Genomic DNA, 26,079 nt, shown 5'->3' on the forward strand with positions numbered 1-26,079 from the left:
TTAGATTTTTTAATGAAAATTATCAAAACAAATATAATTCCAGCGCGTCAGTCCTTCGCAAAAGCTAAAGGCGATCATGTCTTAAACTACGAAGCCATCTGTGTCTTTACAGCAATTGGTTTTTTTCTAGATCAAGATACATATTATAAAGATGAAGTTTGTCTAAGGGCAGGAACAATTAATACCATTGATGAATCTGGTTATTTAATAAAAAGTGAACCTTGGTTTCAGTGGCATCATTCTCCTAGAGATATAAGTTTTAATGATGCTCTCACTGAGTTTACTGTACTTTTTGAATCAATTATAGATAAGCAAGTGGTGGACAAAAAAGTGATTTTGCCCTTATCAGGTGGTTTAGACTCTAGAACGCAAGCAGCAGCTTTAAACTATCTCAACAAGGATGTTGAGTCTTACAGTTATTCATTTGAAAATGGATACAATGAGGCCAGAATATCAAAGCAAATTGCTGATGCTTGTAATTTTCCATATGAATCTTTTAAAATTCCAAGAGGATATCTTTGGAATTGCATTGAAGAATTATCTAAAATAAATCAATGTTACGCAGAGTTTACACATGCTAGGCAAATGGCAGTAGTGGATACGTTAAAGCCGAAAGGCGATATGTTTTTACTCGGTCATTGGGGCGACGTACTTTTTGATGCTACAACAAAGCAGCAACTTTCAATAGAAGAAGAAGTTAATTTAATCATTAAAAAAATAGCGAAGCCTGGTGGGTTACAATTAGCAAATGCACTTTGGAAATCTTGGGATTTAGAAGATAATTTTGAATGGTATTTGAGAGATAGAGTTAAGAGTTTGCTATCCCAAATACATATTAAGAATTCAAGCGCAAAGATCAGAGCGTTCAAATCTATGTATTGGGCACCAAGGTGGACAACCGCTAATTTATCTGTTTTTGAAAGTGTACATCCTATCTCATTGCCATATTATGATAATAAAATGTGTGAATTTATATGTTCACTTCCCGAAGAGTATTTAGCCGATAGACGACTTCAGATAGCCTACATACAAAAGAGAAATAAAAAACTTTCAGAAATTGTTTGGCAAGAACAAAAACCTTTTAACCTAAATAATTTTAATCTCAATAAGTCGCCTTATAATTTACCATATAGAATTAGCAATAAATTGTATAGAATACTTAATAATATTATGGGCAAACCTTATGTTCAGCGTAATTGGGAATTGCAATTTTTAGGTAAAGCCAATAATGATAATTTAAAAACTCATATTTATAATGATAGCTTTTATACACTAGTCGAGAAACAAATAGTTGATGGTATTTATCAAAGTTTTAAAGAAGAGGATAATGTACAATTTTCACATCCTTTAAGTATGTTATTAACCTTGTCTTTATGGCAAAAGAATAATAGTTGAGTTTGAAGCGAATTAAAATACTATATACCATTCCAAATTTTAAAACAGCAGGAAGTCAAAATGTTTTACTTTCTATAGTAAGAGGTTTAGATTCGGAAAAATTTGAGGTCTTTATAGCTGTAGAAAAATTTCCAGAACTTATCCCAAATGATATTTCGGTTTCTAACCAAATACATATTCAATACATTGGTAAGCTTTTAAATGATGTTAAACAGTTTTCAAGACTATTAAAAACGTATCAAATAGATGTGTGTCATTCTTGGGATTATAAATCCAATTTTGTTGAGGTGATAGGATGTCGATTAAGAGGAGTTAAATATTTATATACAAAAAAGAATAATGCCTGGTCTAAGCGATGGTTTTTAAAAAGTATATTGGCCAGTCACATTGCTTATGATAATCCAGAGATGAAATCTCGATTTTTTAGTTCATCTTATCTAAAAACTAAAATTAGTTTTATCCCTCACGGAGTTAACTTGGTTAAGTTTAGCTGTGAAGAAAACAAGCCTAAAAAAACTTTTAACCTTTGTTGTATAGGTAATATAGTAGAAAACAAAAATCAAGCACAAGTCATAGAAGCCTTAATTGAGTTGCCCGATTTTGTTCATTTAAATCTATACGGAAAAGAAGATGGAGTTTATAAAACCAATCTCATACAATTTATTGAGAAAAATCACCTTCAAAACCGAGTGTCATTCAATGGCTTTGTAGAGAATGACAATATTCCAAAAGTACTCTCTCAACAACATCTTTTTGTTTTAGCATCAAAACAAGAGGGTTTGCCAGTAAGTATTCTTGAAGCTTTGGCATGTGGCGTACCAGTGCTAAGTTCTAATTCTGGTGGTGGCGCAGCATATATTCTAAATGAAGGACGAGGTGGTTTCATATTTAATTCTACAACAGATTTAGTAGAGAAGATTAAATTATTACTTAATGACAAGATGCTTTACCAACAATTAAGACAACAAGGAATAGAAAATGTAAAATTACGTTTCTCCTTAACAAAAGAGATTAATGCTTACAAAAATTTATATTTAAAACTTCTTTCAAGATAGAATATTGAAAACGTTTAACAAACATATTATAGTTGCAGGATCAGCAAGAAGTGGCACTAGTTGGCTTGCCGAAATTATTGGCTTACAGCACCGCTATAGACTTTTGTTCGAACCAGAGCACGAGTTTCAGACCCAAGAAGGTTATTTGATTTGCGATAAGTTTATTTCCCAAGATATTTTACAAAAAGATCAGGAGGAATATTTTAGAAGAGTATTTAGTAACAAAGTAGATAGTGATTGGATTGCACAGATAAGTAACAGAAAATTGAAGATGCACTTATGGCCGATTATTCCTAAAAAGTATGTCATAAAATTTGTACGTTGTAACTTAAGTGTTCATTTTATTAATACCTATTTTAAAATACCAGTATTGTTTATAATGAGAAATCCTTATGATGTTGTGCTGTCTCAAAATAGGGTGCAATTTAGTTGGTTGTATAACCTTAATCATTTTAAACATCAAAAACCTATTACCAAAGTTTTAAAAACTAACTATAATTTTAATTGGGAAGAAGCTAATAATTACACAGCCATAGAAAAGTTAACGTTAAGGTGGTGTATAGAAAACAAAGTCGTTTTTGATTTAAACCCTCTAAATACATCAAAAATTAAAATTGTAAGGTACGAAACCTTAATAGCAGATATTAACTTGTTTTATGACATCTGTAGATCCTATAATTTAAAACCACTTTCTAATATAGAAGACGTATATCGTAGACCATCTTCTAAAACGCATCCTAAAAGCCCTATTAAAAATGGTAAACAATTCAAAACTAATGGAGATAATCAAGCCTTAGAGCAAATTCAAAATATTCTTAACAGGTTTGAGGTAGCCGAATATAATTATCTAAAATAAGTGTTTATGCGTATAGGCCTTGTAATACCAACTACTCCAAAGTATTCCGAAACCTTTTTTAATAGTAAGATTAAAGGCCTTCTAGAGAATGGATTTGAGGTTATCATTTTTACCCAAACGATTGCTTCAGATTTTAATCTATGCAAAACAGTAAAAAGTCCAAGAGTGAGTGGCAGCAGATTTTTGGTTGCGTTAAATATGATTAAAGTCGGTTTTAAATTGTTGTTTCATCTAAACAATGTTATAAAATATTATAAGCTCTTAAAGTCGTCTGGGTTTGCATTAACAACAATCTTCAAAAGGATGTACCTAAACAGTCATATATTAAGTCATTCCGTAGATTGGTTGCATTTTGGGTTTGCCACCCAAGCCATAGGAAGCGAGTATGTTGCCAAGGCCATTGGCGCAAAAATGGCTGTGAGTTTTAGAGGGTTTGACATTAATGTTTATCCGCTAAAATATGAAAACTGTTATCTCGATGTCTGGAAAAACGTGGATAAGGTACATTCTATATCTCAGTATCTGGTAGAGCAAGCTTACGGTTTAGGATTAAAAAAAGTAATACCCTTCTCTATTATTACACCAGCAGTAGATGATCAAATTTTTAAAACCATTACATCTAAACAAAACTCAGTAGGTCAAAACCAACTAACAATATGCTCTGTAGCAAGATTAAACTGGATTAAAGACCTAACAACAGCTCTAGAAACCATACAGCTTTTAAAAAAGACCTATCCTAATTTACAATACCACATTATAGGAGATGGCGATATTAAAGAAAGAGAGCGCTATCTGTTTTTGGTAAACCAACTTGGTTTAGAAGATAATGTTGTTTTTCATAGAAAGTTAAGTCATAACGATACTTTAGAACTTGTTGGTAAATCCGATATTTATCTACAAACTAGTTTAAATGAAGGGTTTTGTAATGCTGTTTTAGAGGCTCAAGCTTTAGGAAGGTTATGTGTAGCCTCTGATGTAGGAGGACTTAAAGAAAACATTATTGATGGAAAAACAGGATGGTTGGTTAGGTCTCAACAGCCAAACGTTTTTGCCAATAAAATAATAGAAGTTGTACAACTTCCAGAGGCAAAAAAAATAGCTGTTTCAAATAATGCAGTTAGTAGAGTTCAAAAAAACTTTACGCTTAGTTATCAAAACTTTAAATTTCTTCAATTTTACAATTGCAAAGAATAAAATTAAATAGTTAGAAATCATTCACTAATGATTAATTTTACATCAAAGCACATTACTATTTGTTTATGAAATTGTTTTTCCCTAAAAAACACTACGACAGTAATTATAGAAGACATTTATTCGCTTTACTTAAACCATTTATAAAACAAGAGGGATTTACTGATAAAGACAGAATTTTAGGCTATGGTATTTCAGAAGAAGATGTTCATTTTACAAGTGAAATACAAAACGCTGATTTTGTAATCTTAACCATGTCTTGGATGTATTATAAAATAACCAAGCAAATTCAAAAGGCCATAGCATTTATTCAAGAAGCTAATAAATTAGGTAAGAGCGTGATTGTATCTTTACCTAGTGATTTTGGGATTGACATTCCAAAAGATTTGAATGTTATTGTAATAAGAGAACAGGGTTATAAATCTAAGTTAAATATTAATCATTACTGTGTGCCAGTATTTATCGAAGATCCTCTAAGGAAATATTATAACCAAGCAACCATATTCAAAAGACAATATTATACTCAGCCGACAGTCGGTTTTTGTGGGCAAACAGACAGTAGTAAAATTGAAGCATTAAAAGAGTTGGCTAAAATAGCTGCTAGAAATATCCTTTATAATTTTGGTATAAGATACCAAAACCCTCATCAGCTAATAGCAACTAAATATTTAAGGTCACAACTTTTAGAATTATTACAAAATGGCACTTGGGTAAAAAGTAATTTTATAATACGTAAGCAACACAGAGCAGGTGTAGAGGCCTTAAAAAACAGAGACATTCATAAAACTACATATGAATTTTTTGATAACATAAAAAATTCAGACTACGTCTTATGCGTAAGAGGGGTAGGCAATTTTTCAGTGCGATTATATGAAACTTTGGCTATGGGTAGAATACCTATTTTTGTGAACACAGATTGTATTCTTCCTCTTGATAATTTTTTAAATTGGAAAGATCATGTAGTCTGGGTAGAGTATAAAGACCGATATCGGGTAGCGGAAAAAGTGGTAGAATTTCATAGTAAATTGGATAATGAAAAATTAAATGATTTATTTGAAGCTAATAGAAAACTATGGGAAGACAAATTAAAGTTAAGGACTTACTTTCAAAATTTATTTCAAAATTTATAATGTTTGTACTTTTGAAAACAAAGTAAGCTGAATATTGAAACAGTTAATATATTTCATAGCAGATATTAAAAGAGCAATCGGAAGAAAAAAACTTCGGATTTTTACTGTTCTTTTTACCAGATCATTTTGGGGACTTTTTAACTATCGTTTAGAACGTAGTTGCTATGGTTTGTTTGGTCGTTTATATCCTGTTATCAGAATAGTCTATCTTCCTTTTTCATTTTTATTTCAAATAATATCCAATGTAGATATACATTATAAAGCTGATATAAAAGGTGGTCTGTTAATTCATCATCCTGCTTTAGGTATTGTAATTAATGGTGTGTGTGTTATTGGCGCTAACTTAACGATGACAGGTGGCAATGTACTAGGTGTAAATAAGTCTTGTAACAAAGGAGATTTTATAATTGGTGATAATTGTAATATTGGAGCCAATGCAACTGTAATAGGACCTTTAAAACTGGGTGATGAAATTAGAGTTGGTGCAAATGCATGTGTTGTAAATTCCTATATCGATTCTAGAATTGTACTTGTTGGCATACCTGCAAAACCTTTAGAAAATGTTTGAGTTTCTTAAGTACATACAGCCTACACATTACTTTGCATTGCCTTCAAAAACAGCATATGTTTTTCCTAAATATACAAAATTGCCTGTTGAAGTAAAAAATCAGTTACAATCTGATGAAAACTATACTTCAGAAAATGCAAAGTTATACGATTTATCTTGGCAAGCGCTACAGTTGGGTTATATAGGTAAAGCTGAAACCTACAGTAGCTTTGAGAATATTTCTGTAAATGATAATTATTATTTTTTAAGAAAGTATTTTAGTGCATTCTGGAGTGTTTATGTTTTAATGATTAGAGTATTGAGTTTTAAAAATCCAATAAAGGAGTTTAAAGGATTTTATAAAAGTAAAAACATTAAGCGTACTCAATACCTTAAGAAACCTATTTCTTATGATGATTGGGATACTTTTGAGTCTTCTTTAATTGAGAATAACCCCAAGGTTAGCGTCATAATCCCAACACTAAATAGATACAAGTATTTACATGATGTTTTAAAGGATTTAGAGCAACAGATTTACTCTAACTTTGAAGTAATTGTAATAGATCAATCAGACGTATTTAAAGCCTCTTTCTACGATACTTATGATTTAGATATTACTGTAGAATACCAACAAGAAAAGGCACTTTGATTAGCACGAAATAGAGCGATTCAATTAAGTAAGGGTGATTTTATTTTATTGTTTGACGATGATAGCAGAGTAGAACCTAATTGGATTTCTAACCATTTAAAATGTATCGATTTTTTTAATGCAGACATATCATCTGGTGTTTCGTTGTCCGTTGTTGGGGATAAAATCCCAGAGAACTATTCATTTTTTAGACGGTCAGATCAATTAGATACGGGAAATGTTCTCGTAAAAAAGGAAGTTTTTAAAGACATAGGACTTTTTGATAGACAATTTGAAAAACAGCGAATGGGAGACGGTGAATTTGGCTTAAGAGCTCATAAAAATGGGTTTCTAAATGTTTCTAATCCTTACGCTAAACGAGTACACTTAAAAGTAGGCTCTGGTGGATTGAGAGAAATGGGAAGTTGGGATGCCTTTAGGCCAAGAAACGTTTTCGCACCAAGACCAATTCCAAGTGTTTTGTACTTGTATCGCAAATACTATGGTAACAATAGAGCAAAATTAGAGTTGATGAGGACTGTGCCTTCTTCTGTAATGCCCTATAAATTTAAGGGAAATAAAGCACTTAAGGTTGTTGGTGTATTCTTTTCAATTTTAATTTTACCACTGATTTTGTTTCAGGTTTTAAAATCTTGGAGACTGGCTTCTGTTAAACTTAATCAAGGTTCAAAAATAGAGCAGTTATAGTAATGAGAATTGTTCAGGTAATAGATCGGTTAGAGGTTGGTGGGGCAGAGCGTGTCCTAGTAGACCTTACAAACTTATTACACGAAAGTGAATATAATGTTAGTGTAATTTGTCTTTTACAAGAAGGACAGCTGGACGCTCAGTTAGCTTCTGAAATACCAATAACTTACATAAGAAGGAAGCATAAATTTAATCCTATTTACCTCTTTAAGCTTTACAAAGAACTAGTAAAGTACGATATTATTCATATTCATTTAAGGCAAGTCTTAAGGTATGTGTCGCTACTCTTTTATTTTACTAGATTGAATAATAATAAGGTTATCATTTTTCACGATCACTTTGGGAAAATTGCTCAAAACAAATCTATTAGTTATAGTCTAAAGCTAGCTATTAAGAAATGCACTGCCTACATAGGTGTTAGTAGAGAGCTTGTGTCTTGGGCAAAAGAAACAAGGTTAAATGCTAACATTTATAAATTAGCTAATGTTATAAGAAAGAAGGAAACTAGAGTAAATAGCCTAAGAAGTCATAATGACAATATAGAAGTTGTAGCGGTTGGTAATTTTAGACCTCAAAAAAATTATGAGTATTTGTTAGATGTTATAAAAGATAGTCCAAGTAATTATAATTTTACAATCTATGGACAATCTGTTGATAATGCCTATTTTGAGAAGATTAAAGCACAGATTGAAAAATTCAATATCGTTGATAAAGTAACTATTATTACCGATTGTAAAGACATTAAAACCCAATTGCATAAGTACGATATAGGTATACACACCGCAAAATCTGAGACAGGTCCTTTGGTTGCGATAGAATATTTAAGTGAAAATTTGCCTTTTATAGCGTATAATACAGGTGAAGTTGCTGATAAGATAAAATTTGATTTTCAAGAATTTATTCAAAACGATTTCGAGGTAACCAATTGGTTAAAACAAATGGATAATCTTGTCAAAACTAAAAAGGAAATGGAAATTAAAATAGAATTGTTTTACAATCAAAATTTCTCTGAAGAATCTTACCTCAAATCCTGTATTTCTATTTATCAGGAATTGTTAAACCCAACCAAAAAACACAGTTAATTGAAACTTGCAATTATATCACATACCGAGCATTATAAATTATCAGATGGGACTATAGTTGGTTGGGGACCAACTATAACTGAAATCAATTTTTTAGCTCAGATTTTTGATGAAATATATCATATTGCTATGTTTCATAATGCCGAGGCACCAGAGAGCTCGTTACCATATACAAGTAATAAAATAAAATTTATACCTATTGATCCCTCAGGCGGTCATTCGTTATTAGATAAAATTAAAGTAGCCTTATCTGCGCCAAAAGTTATAAGGACAGTCAATTCAATTTTAAAAAAGACAGACTGTTTTCAATTACGAGCTCCTACGGGAATAGGTGTTTTTTTAATTCCTTATCTCACAATTTTTTCAAAAAAAAAGGGATGGTATAAATATGCAGGTAACTGGAATCAAAAATCTCCGCCATTGGGTTATGCTTTACAACGGTTTATGTTAAAACATCAAAATCGTAAAGTCACTATAAACGGTAGTTGGCCCAATCAAAATGAGCATTGCTTAAGTTTTGAAAACCCATGTCTTACAGAGAACGATTTAGAAAATGGTATAAGAGTAAGATCAAATAAAAGGAAAGAAGGACTAGTCAATTTTTGTTATGCTGGTAGGTTAGAGCGACAAAAAGGGGTAGAACGTATTATCAGAGCTTTTAATAATTTAGATGAAGAAATGTCTGATAGAGTGGGTACTGTACACTTGGTTGGTAATGGTTCTGAGGTAGAATATTTTAAAAACCTTAGTGATGATAGCAAAATTAATTTTGTTTTTCATGGCTTTTTACCGACGGACAAATTATTTCAAATTTATGAAAGCTCACATTTTTTTATAATGCCAACTACAGCATCAGAAGGTTTTCCTAAAGTTATAGCAGAGGCTATGAATTTTGGCTGTCTCCCAATAGTCTCAAATATATCTTCTATAGGACAGTATGTCAAAGATGGTAAAAATGGATTTTTAATTTCACCTGTTAATGAAGGTAATGTTATTAAAGTCATTTCTAAAGCTCTTCTAATGCCGTCTGGTAATTTCAGATTATTTGTTATTGAAAACGAAGAAATAGTAAGAAAATTCTCATACATGTATTATGTTGAGCGAATAAAATTGTTATTAAGCGAATAATAGTTCATTTGCCTTAGTGAAGAGTTAATTCATTGACTGACAATATTATATTTGTTTAAAATTAGAGAGCCCTACCTTGATAATTTATGATATTGTGTAGTTAATATTAATAAATTCAATTTCTTTATTTTGGCATTAAAAAAAATTTCTTGGGCACTCCGCAGACATCCACTGCTATATTATACCAGATTTTGGCTACTTTCCAAAAACTCAACAATAAATAGGCTTGAAAAAGAATGTTATAATAGTGAGAATACAAAAGGTGTAATACCCAGTTTTTTTTACGAGATTAATGAGAAGATTTTTGAACACGAAAAACCAGACTCTGATTTAGATAAGGCAATTTATATTGCTTTGTGGCTTAGAAAACATATTAAAGGCGGTAAGGGGCTTAGCCTCGCATCCGACGTAGCTTTAAGAGCTATGATAAACGGAAATGGTGGGGTTTGTAGTGATATGTCTCAGATTTTCAATAATTTTTGTGTAATTAATGATATTAGGGTAAGAGAATGGGGAATTACAATAATGCCTTTCGATAAAAAGTATGGCGGACATGCTACCAACGAGATTTTTTCTAAAGAAATTGGAAAATGGATTTTGATAGATGTTTCTAAATGTATTCTATTCTATTATAATAATAAACATGAACCGCTTTCACTGTTTGAAGTCTTTACATCAAATCTTTCTCACAAGTATTATTCATTTCATAAAAAAATTGAAAGCGATACTCAAATAAAAAATTATTATTACAACAAAAGAGCAACTCCTTTTTTAATTAGTAAGTACAAAAATTCCGTTTACGATAAATATTTAAGAAAAAATAATTCTAAATATCCAATCTTCTTTGTTCATTTTTATATATACTTGATAGGTAAAAGTTATCAATATAAATTTCCTCTAAGAGATTATAGAAGAATGTTTAAATCAAGCTTTTCTTAGCTTAAACAATTATGAATAAATTTTGAACGACGATAGTAAATATATTTCTCTAATTCTAGTTCATGTTTTAATAGGCTTTCTTATTTATGCTTTTAAGCCATTATCAAAATTTTATTTTTTTATAGCAGTAATTTTTTTTGCTGGGAATATTATTGTAGCACCAAAGTCAAAAAAAACCATAGCGGTTATGACTGCTTGTGCCTACTTTGTTGGTGCTGAGGTATTATTTAGAATGACTAAAGGAAGTATAGCGTATGAAGCATCTAAATATCTTGTTATACTTTTTGTTTTGCTAGGTATGTTTTTTAAGGGAATTTCAGGTAGAGGCTACCCTTATTTTATCTATTTAATTTTATTGGTACCTTCAATTATTATTGCATCATTAGATTTAGATGTTGATGCCAACTTTAGAACCAATTTGGCTTTTGTGCTGAGTGGTCCTGTATGTTTAGGTCTTGGGTCATTATTCTTTTTGGATAGAAAGGTTAAGCACAAAGATATAATCGAGATGCTGGCTTATTTGTCTATGCCCATAATTACCATGGCAATTTATCTTATGGTTTTTAATCCTTCAATTAAAGATACGATTAAAAATACAGCTTCAAACTATGTGTCTTCGGGAGGTTTTGGGCCAAATCAAGTTTCAACAATACTTGGGCTAGGAGTATTTACTTTTACTGTAAGGTTGCTAATAAAGTCGCCTACAATTTTTCTTAAATTATTCAATTCATTTTTTTTAGTTTTAATAGCCTACAGGGCTATAATTACCTTTAGTAGAGGTGGTGTAGTTGCCGCCATAATTACAATTATAGCGTTTCTCGTTATTTTTTATGCAAAAGCATTACCAAAAGTTAAAACTAAAATAATTAGTTCGGTAATAGTATTGATAATTACAATGATTGTTTCTTGGTTTATAAGCTCTTCTACTACTATGGGTTTAATTGATAAGCGATATACAAACAGAGATTCTTTAGGTAGAGAAAAACAGGATTTAACAACAGGAAGAGCAGAATTAGTATTCAATGAATTGGAAGGTTTTATTGAAAACCCCTTTTTAGGTATTGGTGCTAGTAATACAAAATATCATAGAGAGGGCAGATCTGTTGTTACCCACAATGAGCTTACAAGATTGTTGTCCGAACACGGTATTTTAGGTGTTTTTATTTTGCTAATATTAATTTTTACTCCTTTATCCTATCGAAGTACAAATAGAAAAAACATCTTTTTCTATGCTTTTTTAGCTTTTTGGTTTGCCACAATTAATCATTCAGCTATGCGAATTGCAGCGCCGGCTTTTTTTTATGCATTAGCATTATTAGATATAGAATATGAAAAACGTCCTATACGTAGGAAACGCATTGTCGCAAAGGAGTAAGAATTTAACTTCTGTTGAAATTTTAAGTGTTAGGTTAAAACAGTTCAGCAAAGTGAAAATTGCATCTAGTAAGCAAAATAAGTTGTTACGAATACTAGATATGGTGTTGTTGCTACTAAAAAACGTAAGCAACACAGATTATGTGCTTATTGACACCTACAGTACCGTAAATTTTTACTACGCACTTATAGTCAGTCAGATTTCCAGAATGTTAAGGATAAATTATATCCCAATTCTGCATGGTGGTAATCTAGAGAAGCGGTTGATACAAAATCCAAGGATGAGTAAGATGATTTTTAACAATGCATATAGGTTGGTCTCACCCTCACATTTCTTAAAAGAGACATTTAAAAACTATGGATACCAGAATGTAGAATATATACCAAATACTATTGAAATAGGTGATTTCGAGTTTTTAAACAGAGATGTGGACATTATAAAATTATTTTGGTTAAGATCTTTTTCTAAAATTTATAATCCAACGTTAGCTGTTTTAATATTAGATAGTCTTATCAAAAAAGGATATAATACAGAATTATGTATGGTTGGTCCAGATAATGATGGTAGCTTAAAGGAAGTCAAAAAATTGGTTAAACAGTTAGACCTTAATGTGAGGTTTACAGGTAAGCTATCAAAAAAAGAATGGATTGAGCTCTCTAAAGACTACAATGTTTTTATTAATACAACAGATTTTGATAATACACCAGTTAGTGTTATTGAAGCAATGGCATTAGGCTTACCAATTGTATCAACTGACGTGGGCGGTTTACCTTATTTAATTTCTCATAATGAAGATGGCCTTTTAGTACCTCCAAATGATGTAGATGCAATGTTAAATGCTATTATAAAACTAAAAGAAGACCAAAACCTTAAAAATAAATTAGTGATTAACGCACGTAAAAAAGTAGAAAAGTTCGATTGGAAACAAGTAAAAGTAAAATGGGAAACCCTTTTGTCTTAATGAGAAGATAAAAATCAATTGATGTTACTATATTTACGGCGTAGCTAACCAACTATGACACACAAAAAAGGCATCCACTTTGAGGTATCAGAACGAAAGATTCTATTACGAATCATGGACTTGGTTATGGTGTTTTTGGCCGTTTATTTTCTAAACCTGTATCCAAAGTTCGAATATCTGCGTTTCGATGGTGAGAATATAGTCTCCCTAATTTTGCTTGCGATGTATATTTTAATTTTCGGTACTATTTTCGAAATCTATGATTTACAGAAAGCCAGTAAGTTAGACTCAACGTTTAGGAATATTGTAATTACAACATCTACCGTTGTGTTATTTTATCTATTAACACCTTTCTTATCGCCTTACTTACCTGAAGAGCGTATACAGATTGTATATTTTTATGTAGCCATAATTGTATCAATTTTACTTTGGCGTTTAGTCTATATAAATCTTATAGAATCGCCTAGATTTTACAAGCGCGTACTTTTAGTTGGAGAAATTTCTAATATTGATGGTTTGGTTAGAGCGCTCAATACTTCAGATCCTAACTATAAAATTGTTGGTTTTATAAATAGTGAAGCATCTACTCCAGAGTCTGTAAAATTTAAGGGACTAAAAGAGTTTCAAGCCAAAGATTTTTTGAACGTTATCGAGAAAGAAAGAATATCAGAAGTACTGGTGGCTAGTTTTAATTCTGAAGCTATTATCGCTGAGGTCTATCACGATCTAATGATGTTATTAGAGCGAGGTTTTAAAATAAGAGAATATACTCAGGTATATGAAGAGTTACTACATAGAGTTCCTATTCAATTTGTAGGTAAAGATTTCTATAAATACTTTCCTTTTAGTAGAAGTAATGAGAACAAACTTTATATATTTTTCCAAAGAGCTTTTGATATTCTATTAGCAATTATCGGGCTAACCGTAGGTGCATTAATTTTACCATTAATAGTTTTAGGAAACCTTTTAGGTAATAAAGGGCCATTATTTTACATACAAGAGCGTATTGGGCGAAATGGAAAACCTTTTCAAATCATCAAACTTAGAACTATGGTGGTAAATGCAGAGAAAGATGGTGTTAAGTGGGCAAAGAAGGATGATAAGCGTATTACCAAGTTTGGTAAATTTTTAAGAAGGTCGCGGTTAGATGAAATTCCTCAGTTTTATAATGTTTTAAAAGGTGATATGAGCGTTATTGGTCCAAGACCTGAGCGTCCGTTTTTTGTTAATGAATTAGCGAGAATTATACCGTTTTATGAAACACGACATATCATTAAACCAGGACTAACGGGTTGGGCCCAAGTAAAGACCAGATATGGCTCTTCAATAGACGATAGTCTAACAAAATTACAATACGATTTGTATTACATAAAACACAGAAGTGTGTTTCTAGACTTTAATATTGCTATAAAAACTCTAAGTACAATTTTGTATTACAGAGGCCAGTAAACTTAGCTCTTAAAGAACTTTACCAAATAAATATATCGTACTGCCAATGCTATAAGAATGGGAACTAATGCAATCGCAAAGACTTGTACTCCAATAGTCCAGTGTAAAGCCATAAGACAAAGCATAATAATTAAAAATTTAAGGTAACTCCTTACCCAGTTCTTAACATCATTTTTTAGTAACTGCCTTATCACTAAAATATTTAAAGGAAAAGCCCAAAGCAGATTGTAATTTTGCCAAGTTGCGGTATGATCGGTACCAAACCACAAGAACAATAAAAGAATACCTATTATTCCAGATAATGAAAAAAGAGTAATATCTAACCACTTCGTTCTCTTTTGTGTTTTGTAATCTTTATAAGTAATGTAAAGAATAAAAGAAGCAATTAAACCAAGCAGCACCAAAGGGCTAAAAAGAAAATTAGATGATTCGTTTTCATTTCGTGTTTCATAAAGCGTTGAGGACGACTTCACCAAATCACTACTTCCATTTATTTTAGAAACCTCAAAAAATGAGTTAATATATTTAGGTAAAAACATATACTCATTAGCCGAAGCTTCTCTGTCTACAACAGAACCTAAAGCAATGTCTATTCCTAAGCTTCCCCAAGAATTCTTATCAACATGTTCATAAATAAGCGCTCTAAATGTCTTTTGTTCAAAGTTATTTGGCTTTTCAAAACTTATAGTATTATTGCTAACGGTAGATAAGACATCTCTAATCTTGGTGGCACAATTATCATAGAAAAAGTCGTAAAGATATTTTCTGTTTTCAGGTTTGTAGTTGTTTTCTAAATAATTGAAGAGCTTTTGTTTTTGCTCAGTAGATAGATTTAAAACCTGTTCCTCTATCGTTCTGTTTTGTCTTGAATAGTAATTGAAGATGTCACCAAAAAAATGTCTGCTTATGAGGTAGTTAAGTTTACCTCTTGCAAATTTTAGGTAAAAGTTTGGAGCATCAAAGTCATACTGACCGTAGCCATAAACGATATCAATTCCTTTTGCTTTATCTTTAATTCTGAAGGCATTATGTCCAAATGCATCATTTAAACTTTTACCTGGCCCAAAAGTTAAAACTGAAACTTCGGCATCTGGAGATAACTGAATTTGAAATGCAAAGGAAATTGAAAGAAAGAAAAATGCTAAAAGCGATAGTTTTATTTTCATCTGTTGAGCTTAACTATCTAAAAATACTAAAATCTATTTTCAATGAAAAAACATTGGAATACAGCGCAGCACTCTGGTCTCCAATATCAGTAAAAGCGTAATCAAGTTGAATACCCTTGTATTTAAAACCAACACCAAAATTGGGTTGAAAGGTTAAATCTTCAGAATTATCTATTTGTCTTTCATTCTGAAAATTACCAACTCCACCTCTTAGAAAAACCAAATCTGTATATCCAAACTCAAAGCCTACTGCAGGATTTATACTTGCAAAAGATGTAGAAATAACATCATTATTTTCTTCAAAGCGTACATTAAGATTTGCGGCTGCTAATAAGGAATAATCATAGTTAAAAATCCATTTTTTAGACATCCCAACTTCTAATTTTGGAATTGTAATCTCTGTGGTTTCAGGTAATTCTTGGTTTTGGCCTTCAACAGCACCACTAATTTGTTCAAATTTTTCTTCATCAATAGACCAAGTATTGTAGGTGGTTGTAATATCTCTTGCCATAAGTCCAAACTTCCAACCAGAATCATTTTCAAATTGAATACCAGCATCCAAGCCAAATCCCCAAGATGATGCAAAATCACCAATAATTCGTCTAATTACTTTCGCATTTACGCCAAAATTCAATCCATCTAAAGGAAGTTTCCTGGCATACGAAAAGGTTAATCCATAGTCTGCTGTAGAAAAGGTACTTATTCTGTCGTAGTTGATATTGCCTTCATCATCTATTAATTGTGTAGTATCTAAAATATCGTCAACGCCAAATCTTATAAGCGAAATACCAACAGCACTGCGATCATCTATAGGCATACCATAACCAATATAGTTGTAGTTGGCAATATTAGCAAAATAGCTAGAGTGCATTAAGGCGAGTTGGTTATCTTCAAGATGTACCAAGCCAGCCGGATTCCAATAACCAGAATTAACATCCGAAGTTTGAGAGACCACGGCATTACTCATCCCTAAAGCAGCAGCATCTACACCAATATTCATAAATTCATTAGAATATTTCCTAGTAGATTGCGCAAAAGCGATAGAGGTAACAAGTGTTAAGAGAATTACGATGTAATTTTTCAACAGCAAAATTTTTTACAAAGATGCACAATTTTTCTATGTATTTAACTTTAAAAAGACCTTCTTATTGTTTAACAATATTCACAATTTGAAAAAAATAATAAGCTAAGCACAAATACTTTTATATTTTTACAAAAATTATATTTATGAGTTTTAAGCGACACATTCCCAATATAGTTACACTTCTCAATTTATTTTCAGGATGTATCGCTCTAATATTTGCAGTACACGGTAATTTTATTGTAGCTGCTTTTTTTGTGTTTTTAGGTATCTTTTTCGATTTTTTTGATGGTCTTTTAGCAAGAAAGCTTAACGTGCAGAGCCCTTTAGGTATACAGTTAGATTCATTAGCGGATTTGGTGACGAGTGGAGTAGTGCCAGGAATTGTAATGTTGAAATTAATAGCATGGTCAGTAGGTGTTAATGATGTTTTAACTTATGAAGAAAGTTGGACTGAAACAATGTACTGGAAATCGTTTAACATCTCCTATACGCCTTTAATGGGTCTTTTAATTCCATTAGCATCAGCATATAGATTAGCCAAGTTTAATTTAGACGAAGACCAACAAACGTATTTTAAGGGATTACCAGTACCAGCTAATACATTACTGATCTTATCGTTACCGCTTATTTTAGAATATCAGAATAATGATTTGATGAATTCTATCATTATTAACAAGTGGTTTTTAATTGGTTTGACACTTATAAGTTGCTATCTCCTAAATTCTAATATAAAATTGTTTGCGTTAAAATTTAAAGATTGGAGTTTTAAGAATAACGCAATACGATATATCTTGTTAATTACAAGTTTGGTAATGTTAGTAGTACTGCACTTTGCTGCAATACCTATCATTATTATTCTCTATATTATTTTGTCCCTAATCGATAAGAAGAATATAAACTAATAAACACAACATTTTAAAAAATGGCCCAAGTTATTTTTACGCTTTTAATGCTGGTAATGCTTCAGGCGGTACTAGGATTTGATAACTTATTATATATCTCCTTAGAATCTAAAAAAGCACCTGTAAGTGAACAAAAACGAGTGCGAAGGGTAGGCATATTAATAGCTATTGCGTTGAGAATTGTTTTGCTGTTTGTGTTGGTGTCATTGATAAAATATTTTCAGGAGCCATTTTCATTTTTAACAGGTCATGTAGAAGATGTTGTAGACTTTGCATTTAATGGCCATAGTTTAATAGTCTTAGCAGGAGGCGGATTTATCATTTACACGGCAATTAAAGAGATTTGGCATATGATCTCTACAAAAAACCTTACTGTAGATCAAATGGTAACAGGTAAGGGATCTAAGTCAGCTAATGCCGTTGTGGTAAGTATAGTTGTTATGAATTTGGTTTTCTCTTTTGACTCCATATTAGCTGCAATTGGCTTAACTCGCGAAATTGAAAATTCAACAACTGCTTTTATTGTTATGGCTATAGCTATTGTATTAAGCGGTCTTTTGATGTTGGTTTTTGCTAATAAGATCTCTACGTTTTTATCTAAAAATAGAATGTATGAGGTGCTAGGTTTATTTATTCTATTTATTGTGGGTATTATGCTAGTTACCGAAGGAGGACATTTGGCACACCTTAAAATTTTTGGAAATGAGATTGTGCCAATGAGCAAGACAACATTTTATTTTGTAATTGCGGTATTGATTATCGTAGATGTTGTACAAGGACGTTATCAGAAAAAATTAATAAAACAAGAAATCACGGAAAAATGAAAAAACTAAAACTTAGACCGTTTCTCATCGTTTTTTTTACACTAATGGTGATTCAATTTTTAATTGTCTTTTTGGATGTTCAATTAACTAAAAGCAAGAGTGATTTAACCTCGGTAACAAATCCGATTATTGCTATTTTTAGTCTACCCATAAGTGCCATACACAGAGGGTTGCCATTTTACGTTAACGAAAGTTTGTCCGTAAGGGCAGTGTATTGGATTGTGAATTTATTTATACAATCTGCACTAGTGTATTTGGGTATTTTGGGTTTAAAAAGAGTAAGAAGAAAGTTAAAGAAGTTATCTTAAACTAAAATTCTAACTTCTTTTTGCGAAGCTCAAAGTTCTGACCAAGGTAAACTTTACGAACCATTTCATCACTGGCAAGTTCTTCTGGTTTGCCAGCTTTTAAGATACCACCTTCAAACATCAGGTATGTTCTATCGGTAATGGCAAGTGTTTCTTGTACGTTATGGTCTGTAATAAGAATACCAATATTCTTTTTGGTAAGTTTCGCCACAATACGCTGAATATCCTCTACCGCAACAGGATCTACACCAGCAAAAGGCTCATCTAATAATATAAAGTTGGGATCGGTAGCAAGTGCACGAGCAATTTCTGTACGACGACGCTCACCACCAGATAGTAAATCACCACGGTTGGTTCTAATATGACCTAGACCAAACTCCTCTATCAAAGATTCCATTTTTTCGTGTTGTTCTTTTTTACTCAATTTGGTAAGCTGAAGCACACTCAAAATATTATCTTCAATACTTAATTTTCTAAATACAGAAGCTTCCTGTGCTAAATATCCAATACCGTTTTGGGCACGCTTGTACATTGGATATTTTGTAATGTCAGTATTATCTAGATAAATGTTTCCACCATTAGGTTTAATAATGCCAACAATCATATAGAACGAAGTCGTTTTACCAGCACCATTAGGACCAAGTAAACCTACAATCTCGCCTTGATTGACTTCAAGAGAAACGTCTTTTACAACTTTTCGTCCGCTGTAGGACTTCATTAAATGTTCTGCACGTAACTTCATATTATTTCTAAGAACGCTAAAAATAACAAATTCATATAGAACCGATTATCTTAAGTCTATATTTATAAAAAGTTTAACCTTGATTTTCTAGCGCTTCCCAGTATTCATGCGCTCTTCTCAAATGCGGAATAACAATAGTACCACCAATTAAAGTAGCGATACCAAGCGCTTCACTAACTTCGGCTTTTGTTAAACCTTCATTATATGAAGATTCTAAATGATACTTCACACAATCATCACAACGCAATACAGTCGAAGCTACCAGACCAAGTAGTTCTTTGGTTTTTTTATCTAAAGCACCTTCTGCAAAAGCATTAGTGTCTAGATTAAAAATACGCTTTACAATTTTGTTATTATCAGCTAAGATTTTATCATTCATTTTAGAACGATAATCATTAAATTCTTTTACAAGATCAGACATGTTTTCTTTTTCTATTTTGGTTTCTAACTACGATAGCAGAAATATAAATACTTGCTTGGTATAATACTAAAATTGGGATAGCCACAATCACCTGACTTGCAATATCTGGTGGAGTAATTATGGCAGATAATATAAGTACAAGCACCAAAGCGTACTTTCTGTACTTTTTCAAAAATTGCGGTGTTACCAAACCAACTTTCGTTAAAAAATAAATGATAATTGGTAACTCAAACACAAAACCAGATGCCAATGAAGAAGACCTCACAATGGCAATCACAGAGCTAATATCAAACTCATTAGAAATCTGTTCACTAATCTGATAGTTAGCCAAGAAGTTAATCGATAAAGGTGTAATAATGTAATACCCGAATAAGACACCAAGGAAAAACAAAAACGAAGCCACAACTATAAATCCTCTTGAGTTTTTACGCTCATTAGGTTTTAACCCAGGACTTATAAAACTCCATAATTGATACAGTACGTAAGGAAAGGCTACAATAAAACCTGCGTAAATCGATGTCCAGATATGTGCTGAAAATTGACCTGCAACGGTTCTGTTTTGAATAATAAACGGAAACTTATCGGCACAAAACGTGGTGTCTTCAATACCCAAGAATTGTGACATTTTACACAAACCTTCATACGTAGGGAAATTCATTTGAGTAGGCCCAAAAATGATAACATCAAAAATGAACTTTTTGAATATAAAAGCAAGTGTAGCAGCAATAACTACTCCTAAGGTTGCTCTAATTAAATGCCATCTTAAATCTTCAAGATGGTCTAGAAAAGACATTTCGTCTACACGCTTCTTCGCCATTATATAATGCCTTCTTTTATTAAATCGTGTAAGTGAACTACTCCAGCGTATTTACCATCATGCTCAACCAATAATTGCGAAATACCAAATTCTTCCATCAATTCTTTAGCATCAACAGCCATAGCGTCTTCAGCAATACGTCTTGGGTTAGTGCTCATTATATCTTTAGCAGTAAGGTTTGTGATATCATCACTCTTGCTTAGCATACGACGTAAATCGCCATCTGTAATTATACCTACAATGTTGTCATCTTCCACAACAGCAGTAACTCCAAGCATCTTTTCGGTAATTTCTACAATCACTTCTTTAAGACTAGCGTCTAAATGTACTTCTGGTTTTTGGTTTAGAGATGATAAATCATTAACCCTTAAATATAAACGTTTGCCTAAGGCACCACCAGGATGGTATTTTGCAAAATCCTTGCTCGAAAACCCTCTCAATTCTAATAAACAAATCGCTAAAGCATCACCCATAACAAGCTGTGCAGTAGTACTTGTAGTAGGAGCCAAATTATTAGGACAAGCCTCTTGCTCCACATAAGCATTCAAAACGTAGTCTGCCTGTTGTCCTAAAAACGATTCTTTGTTACCGGTAATAGCAATCATTTTATTTTTGGCATTCTTTATAAGTGGCACCAAAACTTTAATTTCAGGAGTGTTTCCGCTCTTAGAAATACAAATAACTACATCGTCTTTTAAAATCAACCCTAGATCGCCATGTATTGCATCTGCAGCATGCATAAAAACAGCAGGTGTTCCTGTAGAATTTAAAGTCGCAACAATCTTGTTAGCTATAATGGCACTTTTACCAATACCAGTTATAATAACGCGTCCTTTAGAATTATAGATGAGTTCTACAGCATTGGCAAAATCGTCTGTAAGTAAATCTGACAAATTCCCGATAGCTTTGCTTTCTAATGCTATTGTGCTTTTGGCAGTCTTTAAAATGGATGACACAGTGTTCAAAACTAATCTTTTAATGTGTTTTTTAGATATAAAGATTTTGTTATCTTTAAGGTTATGCAAAAGTACGTGAATTTTTTCATTCAAATATTCCAAAATTACTTTGAAAAAATTATAAGTACTTAACAACGTAATTACAGATGCAAAGCTAAGTTCTAGATGTTATATTTGTAGTAGAGTTTAGTTTTTTAAAGAAGAAATAAATACGAAAAGGGATTAATGAGTATTGCAGAAATTGACTTACACTCCTCACTAAAAAAATACTTTGGTTTTTCTGGGTTTAAAGGTCTACAAGAAGAAGTTATTAAAAATGTAGTAGAAGGTAATAACACGTTTGTTATTATGCCAACAGGTGGTGGGAAATCACTTTGTTATCAGCTACCAGCTTTAATAAAAGATGGTACAGCAATAGTGGTATCGCCACTTATTGCTTTAATGAAAAATCAGGTCGATGCTATACGCGCAGTATCTGAAAATGAAGGAGTCGCACACGTTTTAAATTCGTCATTGAATAAAACAGAAGTTAAACGTGTAAAAGATGATATTATTAACGGTATCACAAAACTGTTATATGTAGCGCCAGAATCGTTAACTAAAGAAGAATATGTAGATTTTTTGAAGTCTCAGAAAATCTCTTTTATGGCTGTGGACGAAGCCCACTGTATTAGTGAATGGGGACACGATTTTAGACCAGAATATAGAAACCTGCGTCATATTATAAAACGCATTGGTGATGATATTCCTATTGTTGGACTTACAGCAACAGCAACACCTAAAGTGCAGGAAGATATCCTGAAAAGTTTAGGTATGACAGATGCTGTTACTTTCAAAGCATCGTTTAACAGACCAAACCTTTTTTATGAAGTACGTCCTAAAACAAAGAATGTAGATGCCGATATTATTCGCTTTATAAAGCAAAACGAAGGCAAATCTGGTATCGTTTATTGTTTGAGCAGAAAACGTGTAGAAGAGTTGGCGCAAGTACTTCAGGTTAATGGTATAAAAGCTGTGCCATATCATGCAGGTTTAGATGCCAAAACCAGAGTAAAGCATCAAGATATGTTCTTAATGGAAGATACAGATGTGGTTGTGGCAACCATAGCTTTTGGTATGGGAATAGACAAGCCAGATGTGCGTTTTGTGATTCATCACGATATACCAAAAAGTATCGAAAGCTATTACCAGGAAACTGGTAGAGCAGGACGCGATGGTGGCGAAGGTCATTGTTTAGCATTCTATGCGTATAAAGACATAGAAAAGCTTGAAAAGTTTATGTCTGGTAAGCCTGTTGCAGAACAGGAAATTGGTCATGCCTTATTGCAAGAAGTAGTCGCATTTGCAGAGACTTCCATGTCTAGACGAAAATTCATTCTACATTATTTTGGTGAAGAGTTTGATAATGAAACTGGCGAAGGTGGCGATATGGACGATAATGTTCGTAATCCTAAAAAGCAGGTAGAAGCTCAAGATGAGGTAAAAATATTGTTGGATACGGTTGATAAGACCAACGAAAAGTACAAAGCTAAAGATTTGGTACAAGTGATTATTGGAAAATCTAACGCCTTAATCTCTTCTCATAAAACGGATACCCAACCATTTTTTGGTATTGGTAAAGACAAGGAAGATCGTTTTTGGATGGCGCTTATTCGCCAAGTGATTGTTGCAGGGCTTTTAAAGAAAGATATCGAAACCTATGGCGTTTTGCGACTTAGCGATGAAGGTAAAGACTTTTTAAAGAACCCTCAGTCGTTTATGATGGCAGAAGACCATGTCTACGATGAAGCATCTAACGATGGTATTATTACCAACGCTAAAGGTGGTGGAGCAGTTGCAGACGAGCAGTTAATGAAGATGCTTAAAGATTTACGTAAGCGTAATGCTAAGAAACTTGGTGTGCCACCATTTGTTATTTTCCAGGATCCCTCCTTAGAAGATATGGCATTAAAATATCCTGTTACTATAGAAGAACTGTCTAATGTACATGGTGTAGGAGAAAGTAAGGCCAAAAAGTACGGTAAAGATTTTGTAAATCTTATAGCTGATTACGTAGAAGAGAATGATATTACCAGACCAGATGATATGGTCGTAAAATCTACAGGAACAAACTCAGCGCTAAAGTTATACATCATCCAAAATGTGGATAGAAAATTACCATTAGATGATATCGCTTCTGCAAAAGGTATGGAAATGCCAGAGTTTATTAAAGAAATGGAATCTATCGTATACTCTGGTACTAAGCTTAATATTAGTTACTATATCGACGATTTATTGGACGAAGATCAGCAAGAAGAAATCCATGACTACTTTATGGACTCAGAAAGCGACAAAATCTCTGATGCTATTGAAGAGTTTGATGGTGATTATGACGATGAAGAATTACGTCTCTACCGCATTAAGTTTATTAGTGAAGTAGCGAATTAAAACATATATTTTGTAAATGAACAAGGTTCCTTTTATCTCATGAATTTTGTGTGATAAGAGGAATTTTTGTTATTGTATAACTAGTCATTCAACATTAAAGATAGAATTGAAAATATTAGGAAATTATATAAAGAATCAAAATATAGCGGAACTAGAGGAGCTAATTGGAAAAAGAATTTGGTTTGCGAGAACATCAAATCTTGGAGCAAATCTTATTGAAAAAACATATACAGCAACTCATATTCAAATTCCTTTCTTTTGGAAAGATGTGTTTGGTAATGAAAAATCACGAAATTTTAATTTGAGTGCTCAATGGACAGAGGATAATGAAACTCTTTTAGATTATTATGACTTGAAATTAACTGTAACCGACCATGAAAGGTCAATTGGTGACTTTGAAAAAGACGTCAATAGAAGAATAAAAAAAGGGCTGAACTCAAACATCAATTTTAATGAGTTTGAGATTGAACAAATACAGATACTTTCAAGAAACGAAATTGTGGATAATGAAGGTGAATTGAGATATGACGAAGGGATTTTACTAATTAATAAAGACAAGGATAGAATCCTATTTTCAGCCGAACTTAAATGTATCGACCAAGTGGAATTTATTATAGACCCGAATGCTATTGAAAAAAGAATAACCGAATTGAAAAAAAGAAAAACGTTGGGTAATAATCTATAACCACAATTACGACGGTTTCGACTACCCTTCGACCACATTCTGGGCAAGCTCTAGTGAGTCCACTTGGAATTGCTAACTCCAGTTCCTAACCAAAAATTATTAACTTTATATAGTTAACTGACGGTTATACGATACCGTTGTAAAACATTTATAAATATGAAAACTCTAAATATTCTATTTGTCATCTTTATAAGTATCAATTGTTATTCGCAAGACTCTAGACTTTTTGAACATACATGGTACCTTCATGATTTAATAATTAATGGCAATAGTAACGTTCCTCCTGTCAATGAGGAAATAGAATATGTTCCTTTAAACTTTGAAGAAGCCAGTAACACTTTTGGTACAGGAGTATGCGCTAGTGGAGGTGGTGAGTTGTCATTTAACGGTATGACTGAATTTAGTTGTGAGTCTATAGTATTTCTGGCTACAGGTTGCAATACAAACTTCCCTCAAAACCCAGATTATGACTTGCTATATAAAGATTTCTGGTGGGATGGAGAACAAGACCCATTCCAATATGAAATTATTGAAATTGATGATACAAGAACACTCATTATAACCTCTATACTTGGTGATCAAGCAATTTATGGTAATAACTTGTTATCATTATCCGAGTTTTCGGAGGATTCAATTCAGATTCAACCCAATCCAACGGCTAAGTATATTAATATCAGTTTATCTGCTAATATAATATAAAAGAATATTTCTGTATTTGATCTGAGTGGCAGAAGAGTGCTAAAGATTACAAATAATAAAAGAAGAATAGATGTTAACGATTTGTCCAATGGTATTTATATTCTTTCATTAACTGATACTAGCGGCAAAACGGTTAATACTAAGTTTATCAAAACTGAATAAAAACTGCGTACAACAAGAACTGAGTTAAAAAACCAAGCTTCTTTAGATTAATCTTGATACAGAATATATCATTCAACCATATCGCACTTTCAGTAAAAGACGTCAATCAATCCGTAGCGTTTTATCAAAAGGTTTTGCAGTTAAAAGAAATCGAAAATACAGCCTCAAGCTCTAAAACCAGATGGCTTCAGCTCACAGAGAGTACACAGCTACATTTAATTTCAAGACCAAATGCAGAAATAAAAATTAATAAAGCCGTGCATTTTGCATTAGCAACAACACATCTCAACGAATTTATAAACCATTTAGAAACCTTAAATATTGAGTATTCCGACTGGAAAGATACGCCCAACAAAGATTACATAAGAGACGATGGCGTAAAACAAATTTACTTCCAAGATCCAGATGGGTATTGGATAGAGGTTAATAATGATGAGTAATC

26 protein-coding genes and 1 pseudogene are annotated in these 26,079 nt (G+C 32.3%); 21 read left to right on the forward strand and 6 right to left on the reverse strand.

Annotated elements, in window-relative coordinates; genetic code table 11:
* Positions 1–12: 12 nt before the first annotated feature.
* The 13 genes and pseudogenes from FC091_RS12865 to FC091_RS12925 all read left to right on the forward strand — a co-directional run bounded on the left by FC091_RS12865 (position 13) and on the right by FC091_RS12925 (position 14,444).
* The gene (locus FC091_RS12865; RefSeq protein ID WP_138434671.1) at positions 13–1,395 is read left to right on the forward strand and encodes an asparagine synthase-related protein; all 1,383 of its coding nucleotides are present in this window, start codon (positions 13–15) and stop codon (positions 1,393–1,395) included.
* A gap of 2 nt (positions 1,396–1,397) precedes the next feature.
* Entirely contained in the window at positions 1,398–2,450 is a 1,053-nt protein-coding gene (locus FC091_RS12870) for a glycosyltransferase family 4 protein (protein ID WP_171032523.1), read from the forward strand.
* Between the two features lie 4 nt (positions 2,451–2,454).
* Positions 2,455–3,306 carry a sulfotransferase domain-containing protein gene (locus FC091_RS12875; protein WP_171032524.1) on the forward strand — a complete coding sequence of 284 codons (852 nt, stop codon included), beginning with the start codon at positions 2,455–2,457 and terminating at the stop codon, positions 3,304–3,306.
* Between the two features lie 6 nt (positions 3,307–3,312).
* On the forward strand, positions 3,313–4,500 hold the full coding sequence (locus tag FC091_RS12880; protein ID WP_138434674.1) for a glycosyltransferase family 4 protein: 1,188 nt from the start codon (positions 3,313–3,315) through the stop codon (positions 4,498–4,500).
* Between the two features lie 65 nt (positions 4,501–4,565).
* Positions 4,566–5,627 carry an exostosin domain-containing protein gene (locus FC091_RS12885; RefSeq protein ID WP_138434675.1) on the forward strand — a complete coding sequence of 354 codons (1,062 nt, stop codon included), beginning with the start codon at positions 4,566–4,568 and terminating at the stop codon, positions 5,625–5,627.
* A gap of 34 nt (positions 5,628–5,661) precedes the next feature.
* Entirely contained in the window at positions 5,662–6,195 is a 534-nt protein-coding gene (locus FC091_RS12890) for a serine O-acetyltransferase (RefSeq protein ID WP_138434676.1), read from the forward strand.
* A pseudogene (locus FC091_RS12895) lies at positions 6,188–7,510 on the forward strand (glycosyltransferase family 2 protein). Before FC091_RS12890 ends, FC091_RS12895 begins: the two are co-directional and overlap by 8 nt.
* A gap of 2 nt (positions 7,511–7,512) precedes the next feature.
* Positions 7,513–8,592, forward strand: coding sequence for a glycosyltransferase (locus FC091_RS12900; protein ID WP_138434677.1), 1,080 nt, complete (start codon positions 7,513–7,515; stop codon positions 8,590–8,592).
* Positions 8,593–9,720 (forward strand): glycosyltransferase, encoded by a 1,128-nt coding sequence (locus FC091_RS12905; protein ID WP_138434678.1) that lies wholly within the window; start codon positions 8,593–8,595, stop codon positions 9,718–9,720.
* A gap of 129 nt (positions 9,721–9,849) precedes the next feature.
* Positions 9,850–10,659 (forward strand): transglutaminase domain-containing protein, encoded by an 810-nt coding sequence (locus tag FC091_RS12910; protein ID WP_138434679.1) that lies wholly within the window; start codon positions 9,850–9,852, stop codon positions 10,657–10,659.
* A gap of 187 nt (positions 10,660–10,846) precedes the next feature.
* Positions 10,847–12,034, forward strand: coding sequence for an O-antigen ligase family protein (locus tag FC091_RS12915; protein WP_246035913.1), 1,188 nt, complete (start codon positions 10,847–10,849; stop codon positions 12,032–12,034).
* Positions 12,035–12,116: 82 nt separating this feature from the next.
* On the forward strand, positions 12,117–12,995 hold the full coding sequence (locus FC091_RS12920; protein WP_246035914.1) for a glycosyltransferase family 4 protein: 879 nt from the start codon (positions 12,117–12,119) through the stop codon (positions 12,993–12,995).
* Positions 12,996–13,049: 54 nt separating this feature from the next.
* The gene (locus FC091_RS12925; protein ID WP_138434682.1) at positions 13,050–14,444 is read left to right on the forward strand and encodes a sugar transferase; all 1,395 of its coding nucleotides are present in this window, start codon (positions 13,050–13,052) and stop codon (positions 14,442–14,444) included.
* A gap of 2 nt (positions 14,445–14,446) precedes the next feature.
* Here the strand turns inward: FC091_RS12925 and FC091_RS12930 are convergent, their stop codons facing one another.
* Complete coding sequence (locus FC091_RS12930; RefSeq protein WP_138434683.1) at positions 14,447–15,610, reverse strand: lipoprotein N-acyltransferase Lnb domain-containing protein; 1,164 nt, start codon at positions 15,608–15,610, stop codon at positions 14,447–14,449.
* 13 nt (positions 15,611–15,623) lie between these two features.
* Positions 15,624–16,694 (reverse strand): putative type IX sorting system protein PorV2, encoded by a 1,071-nt coding sequence (locus FC091_RS12935; RefSeq protein ID WP_246035919.1) that lies wholly within the window; start codon positions 16,692–16,694, stop codon positions 15,624–15,626.
* A gap of 143 nt (positions 16,695–16,837) precedes the next feature.
* On the opposite strand from FC091_RS12935, the gene FC091_RS12940 reads away from it, so the two are divergent.
* The 3 genes from FC091_RS12940 to FC091_RS12950 are packed head-to-tail and all read left to right on the forward strand — an operon-like array spanning position 16,838 to position 18,728.
* Positions 16,838–17,596 (forward strand): CDP-alcohol phosphatidyltransferase family protein, encoded by a 759-nt coding sequence (locus tag FC091_RS12940; protein ID WP_138434684.1) that lies wholly within the window; start codon positions 16,838–16,840, stop codon positions 17,594–17,596.
* A gap of 20 nt (positions 17,597–17,616) precedes the next feature.
* The gene (locus FC091_RS12945; protein ID WP_138434685.1) at positions 17,617–18,420 is read left to right on the forward strand and encodes a TerC family protein; all 804 of its coding nucleotides are present in this window, start codon (positions 17,617–17,619) and stop codon (positions 18,418–18,420) included.
* Entirely contained in the window at positions 18,417–18,728 is a 312-nt protein-coding gene (locus tag FC091_RS12950; RefSeq protein ID WP_138434686.1) for a hypothetical protein, read from the forward strand. Before FC091_RS12945 ends, FC091_RS12950 begins: the two co-directional genes overlap by 4 nt.
* A gap of 1 nt (position 18,729) precedes the next feature.
* On the opposite strand, the gene lptB is transcribed toward FC091_RS12950, so the two are convergent.
* The 4 genes from lptB to FC091_RS12970 form a co-directional block, all read right to left on the reverse strand.
* Positions 18,730–19,470 (reverse strand): LPS export ABC transporter ATP-binding protein, encoded by a 741-nt coding sequence (gene lptB, locus FC091_RS12955; RefSeq protein ID WP_138434687.1) that lies wholly within the window; start codon positions 19,468–19,470, stop codon positions 18,730–18,732.
* A 73-nt stretch (positions 19,471–19,543) separates the two neighbouring features.
* Positions 19,544–19,891 carry a carboxymuconolactone decarboxylase family protein gene (locus FC091_RS12960; protein ID WP_138434688.1) on the reverse strand — a complete coding sequence of 116 codons (348 nt, stop codon included), beginning with the start codon at positions 19,889–19,891 and terminating at the stop codon, positions 19,544–19,546.
* Positions 19,884–20,708 (reverse strand): twin-arginine translocase subunit TatC, encoded by an 825-nt coding sequence (gene tatC, locus FC091_RS12965; RefSeq protein ID WP_138434689.1) that lies wholly within the window; start codon positions 20,706–20,708, stop codon positions 19,884–19,886. The genes FC091_RS12960 and tatC overlap by 8 nt, the downstream gene beginning before the upstream one ends.
* Positions 20,708–21,673 (reverse strand): KpsF/GutQ family sugar-phosphate isomerase, encoded by a 966-nt coding sequence (locus FC091_RS12970; RefSeq protein WP_138434690.1) that lies wholly within the window; start codon positions 21,671–21,673, stop codon positions 20,708–20,710. The genes tatC and FC091_RS12970 overlap by 1 nt, the downstream gene beginning before the upstream one ends.
* A gap of 216 nt (positions 21,674–21,889) precedes the next feature.
* Between FC091_RS12970 and recQ the strand changes: the two genes are divergently transcribed.
* The 5 genes from recQ (at position 21,890) to FC091_RS12995 (ending at position 26,077) form a co-directional block, all read left to right on the forward strand.
* On the forward strand, positions 21,890–24,091 hold the full coding sequence (recQ, locus tag FC091_RS12975; RefSeq protein WP_138434691.1) for a DNA helicase RecQ: 2,202 nt from the start codon (positions 21,890–21,892) through the stop codon (positions 24,089–24,091).
* A gap of 106 nt (positions 24,092–24,197) precedes the next feature.
* Positions 24,198–24,776, forward strand: a complete 579-nt coding sequence (locus FC091_RS12980) for a hypothetical protein (protein ID WP_138434692.1) — start codon at positions 24,198–24,200, stop codon at positions 24,774–24,776.
* A gap of 156 nt (positions 24,777–24,932) precedes the next feature.
* Positions 24,933–25,475 carry a hypothetical protein gene (locus tag FC091_RS12985; protein WP_138434693.1) on the forward strand — a complete coding sequence of 181 codons (543 nt, stop codon included), beginning with the start codon at positions 24,933–24,935 and terminating at the stop codon, positions 25,473–25,475.
* A 6-nt stretch (positions 25,476–25,481) separates the two neighbouring features.
* A complete protein-coding gene (locus FC091_RS15395; RefSeq protein ID WP_138434740.1) occupies positions 25,482–25,637 on the forward strand; it encodes a T9SS type A sorting domain-containing protein in 156 nt (51 codons plus the stop codon).
* 53 nt (positions 25,638–25,690) lie between these two features.
* Complete coding sequence (locus FC091_RS12995) at positions 25,691–26,077, forward strand: VOC family protein (RefSeq protein ID WP_317128744.1); 387 nt, start codon at positions 25,691–25,693, stop codon at positions 26,075–26,077.
* Positions 26,078–26,079 lie beyond the last annotated feature (2 nt).

It is taken from the genome of Winogradskyella algicola (assembly GCF_005869935.1).
In the GTDB taxonomy this organism is placed as follows: domain Bacteria; phylum Bacteroidota; class Bacteroidia; order Flavobacteriales; family Flavobacteriaceae; genus Winogradskyella; species Winogradskyella algicola.

Bases quoted from the DNA above. Each gene is read 5' to 3' on its own strand.
- FC091_RS12865 (WP_138434671.1), top strand. From the start codon at position 13: ATGAAAATTATCAAAACAAATATAATTCCAGCGCGTCAGTCCTTCGCA.
- FC091_RS12950 (WP_138434686.1), top strand. From the start codon at position 18,417: ATGAAAAAACTAAAACTTAGACCGTTTCTCATCGTTTTTTTTACACTA.
- tatC (WP_138434689.1), bottom strand. From the start codon at position 20,708: ATGGCGAAGAAGCGTGTAGACGAAATGTCTTTTCTAGACCATCTTGAA.
- FC091_RS12900 (WP_138434677.1), top strand. From the start codon at position 7,513: ATGAGAATTGTTCAGGTAATAGATCGGTTAGAGGTTGGTGGGGCAGAG.
- FC091_RS12945 (WP_138434685.1), top strand. From the start codon at position 17,617: ATGGCCCAAGTTATTTTTACGCTTTTAATGCTGGTAATGCTTCAGGCG.
- recQ (WP_138434691.1), top strand. From the start codon at position 21,890: ATGAGTATTGCAGAAATTGACTTACACTCCTCACTAAAAAAATACTTT.
- FC091_RS12940 (WP_138434684.1), top strand. From the start codon at position 16,838: ATGAGTTTTAAGCGACACATTCCCAATATAGTTACACTTCTCAATTTA.
- FC091_RS12880 (WP_138434674.1), top strand. From the start codon at position 3,313: ATGCGTATAGGCCTTGTAATACCAACTACTCCAAAGTATTCCGAAACC.
- FC091_RS12915 (WP_246035913.1), top strand. From the start codon at position 10,847: ATGACTGCTTGTGCCTACTTTGTTGGTGCTGAGGTATTATTTAGAATG.
- FC091_RS12930 (WP_138434683.1), bottom strand. From the start codon at position 15,610: ATGAAAATAAAACTATCGCTTTTAGCATTTTTCTTTCTTTCAATTTCC.
- lptB (WP_138434687.1), bottom strand. From the start codon at position 19,470: ATGAAGTTACGTGCAGAACATTTAATGAAGTCCTACAGCGGACGAAAA.
- FC091_RS12885 (WP_138434675.1), top strand. From the start codon at position 4,566: ATGAAATTGTTTTTCCCTAAAAAACACTACGACAGTAATTATAGAAGA.
- FC091_RS12960 (WP_138434688.1), bottom strand. From the start codon at position 19,891: ATGTCTGATCTTGTAAAAGAATTTAATGATTATCGTTCTAAAATGAAT.
- FC091_RS12925 (WP_138434682.1), top strand. From the start codon at position 13,050: ATGACACACAAAAAAGGCATCCACTTTGAGGTATCAGAACGAAAGATT.
- FC091_RS12985 (WP_138434693.1), top strand. From the start codon at position 24,933: ATGAAAACTCTAAATATTCTATTTGTCATCTTTATAAGTATCAATTGT.